This window comes from Bradyrhizobium sp. AUGA SZCCT0176, from assembly GCF_018130145.1.
GTDB lineage: Bacteria > Pseudomonadota > Alphaproteobacteria > Rhizobiales > Xanthobacteraceae > Bradyrhizobium.
Map to the genome: position 1 here is coordinate 1 of NZ_JAFCMB010000046.1, position 2,960 is coordinate 2,960.

The following is a 2,960-nucleotide window of genomic DNA, read 5'->3' on the forward strand; positions in this document are numbered from 1 at the left end:
GAATTTTGTGCGCGGATCCTATAACATCAATAACAATATAGTTTCACGTTAGTGAGACGTACTTTAGGGTATGCAGACATTCCCGCTTCTGCCCATGCACGTCTCGATTTACCGGTACCTGTACGACCCCAAAATACATATACTTCTCGTTCAACTGCGTCGGGTACAAGGTAGTCTTTAGATATTTGTTTAATAGTGCGGTAGTGCTGAAATCGGATATTGAAGTCAATTTCGTCAATTTTATTTTCTTTCGCGGAGGTCCAGACGGACTCCCAATCGGTCTTAGAATTACGCTTAAGGGGTAGCTTGCCAAGTTCGAATTGGGTGTCGGGGACTCTGGTAGCTTCTTTCCAGACATAGTCCATGGCTGCGTCTGACCGGGTAAGTTCTGCATGGAATTTGCCAAAGGATTTAATAACTGCTGAGAGTCTGACATTTTTGTTGAAGACTGCAATGAGTTGCCAGTGAAGAAAGCCTCCATCTCCGCATTCAAGTTGTCCTTTTGTATATACGACATTATCAGGTAAGTTAGGTGTATAGCTTTCTTTAGGTATGGTTAGTATCCAATATCTGCCCACTGACATGTTAGGAGTTAGTTAGGGACACCCCCTTTTATAGTTAGGGAAGGGTCGGTCGGGTAAGGGAATTGGGTAAGTGTTCGATCGTTTTATTATTTGTTTGTTAAATATGTTTGTTTATTTATATACATTAGCGGCCGACCGGTTCATCGTAATAGTGTTGAGGAGGAGTTGGAGGAAACGTAATTAGTTCAAACTCTTCTTCATATTGTATAGAACGCAGTTCAGGCCCGTAACTGATAGCTCTATTGGCATCTTCGGCAGTAGGTATGTAGCCAATAGGTGAGTAGACACAAGTAGCATACCAAATTTCATTTGTGTAGGTAATTTCGAACTGCGCGCCAGATTCACCGAGAGTAATGCGAAAGACTTCCATTTTTGGAGATGAGCGGTAGCGAACGCCTTACGAGGTTGAATCCATGGGGCGTAGCCTGAAAACAATGTGGCGTCGAGGTCAACCATGTGGCGATAGCCACAGGGGAGACGCCACAGGGGCCTATCGCGAAGCGAAGGCGGAGCAACGTGATAAAACCCGCTAAGGCGGAGCGATAGCGATGTCGGAGGAAATGGGATATTTCGGGTTTATCTCTGTGCTCCGGGTGTAGCTCTGTAAGTACCCAAGGAACAAATAAATTTTGTTACGCCTAGTATTACTTACAGAGCGGCGTAACGCCGTAACAACCGATATAAATAGAGGTTAGTGAGGCCTGGTGCTTCATCATTAAAAAAGATTTTTAATGATTGTTGGTCGTAAACGGCAATACTCTACCGCTGGATTGTTATACGGTCTTGCTAAAACTGGATATGGAAACTTCAAGCGACACAAGTCGTTTTCTCCGTACCCATCCATGGTTCAAGCTACTACAGACATTGCTCGTTCTGCTATGGAGAAGCATAATAACCGCCTTCTCCGCGTATTACATGTTAAATCGAAACCGCTAAAACTTGAGAAGGCGACTGTTATTCGTGGCAAAAGACGTACTGGTTCAAAGAGTGGCTACCTGCGTGGCAAAATGCGCCGTGCTAGACGTAAACCCAGCAAAACGATTGCTAACAAATTTAAATCTGGAGTTTGTTTTACTAAAGAATTTGGTAAACTCTATGCTACTGGTGAAGTTCAATATGTTGGACATATTACTCATCCGCAATATAATGTTTTGGTTGGGATGTGGGCTGCGGTATTTAAAGCTCTATTCTTTAAAGCTGGCATGAATTTTAAAACCTTGAACGATCCTCTTCCTGTTCTTACTACTGATCGCATTGAAGTTTACTTTCAAACAACTGTCAGTGGTATTATATCGTCTTATGTCTTTCCAGTTGATGCTGCTACGAACACAGTTTTGAAGTTTGCTGAAGCGTTTTCTAACTATGGCATTGTTCCCTGGTATAATGTGGCATCTATCACTACCCAAGATCAGGCATTTTACAGCATTGAGTACAAACCGACTGTGTATAATCCTAATACCCATCCTGTTACTTTGGACATGACCAAGATGCGTGTTCATTATAATATCAAATCATCTCTAAAGATGCAGAATCGATCAACAACCGTTGATAGTAATGATCAAGCTGATGATGTTGATAATGTTCCTCTATACGGGAAAAGATATTCTGGTTCAGGTACTGGTGCAAGACTTATTACTGAACAAGATGCGAACACTTTTTATGGTAATACCGAGAATGGATTGATTGAAAATTCCGGTGATACTGAAAATTATCTTAAAGAACCTCCTGCTCCTCATCTTTTTACCAAAGTTACCAAGTGGACCAAAGTTAATATTGCGCCTGGTGATATCAAAACTAGTATTCTCACTTCTACATCGTCTATGTTGTTTAATGATTTGTTTACCACATTGATGACCTATACCAATTATCCTAATATCAAACGTAAAGTTGGCAAGTTTGAATTTGTTGCTCTTGAAAAAGTACTTGATGCTACTGATATTCCTGATTCGATTAAGATTGCTATTGAATTGCAGTGGACTGCGCATTTTAAAATTGCTACAACACGAAACTCAGGAACTGCAGCTAATTTTTCAAAGGAGTATTTGTGAATTTATTCAAAGTGTGTGATAGTTAGTCTTCTTAATAAAGCGTCTTTAGTAGCTTGATCAATATCATTAAACCATAAGCGCGGATCCAAATTTGAAGTTATCCAAAATTTTGTAGCAGATAGCGTGGTAGCGGTGCATTTCTGCTCAACAATGACCGGGTAGCGGTCAAACCACCGTAGTAGATGGGCAACATCGATGCTTCCTCTGAACTCATCCATGACCACGTGCTCATGGCCTTGATAGCCGTCCCAGAATTTTGTGCGCGGATCCTATAACATCAATAACAATATAGTTTCACGTTAGTGAGACGTACTTTAGGGTATGCAGA

2 protein-coding genes and 1 pseudogene are annotated in these 2,960 nt (G+C 41.3%); 1 reads left to right on the plus strand and 2 read right to left on the minus strand.

All coding sequences use genetic code 11. From position 1 onward, the window contains the following. Positions 1-26: 26 nt before the first annotated feature. Entirely contained in the window at positions 27-584 is a 558-nt protein-coding gene (locus tag JQ600_RS36570; RefSeq protein ID WP_212490440.1) for a hypothetical protein, read from the minus strand. A gap of 731 nt (positions 585-1,315) precedes the next feature. On the opposite strand from JQ600_RS36570, the gene JQ600_RS36575 reads away from it, so the two are divergent. Beyond that, on the plus strand, positions 1,316-2,632 hold the full coding sequence (locus JQ600_RS36575) for a hypothetical protein (protein ID WP_212490441.1): 1,317 nt from the start codon (positions 1,316-1,318) through the stop codon (positions 2,630-2,632). Positions 2,633-2,634: 2 nt separating this feature from the next. Here the strand turns inward: JQ600_RS36575 and JQ600_RS37700 are convergent. Then, positions 2,635-2,886 (minus strand): annotated as a pseudogene (locus JQ600_RS37700) (hypothetical protein); the annotation flags it as partial. Positions 2,887-2,960: the final 74 nt, after the last annotated feature.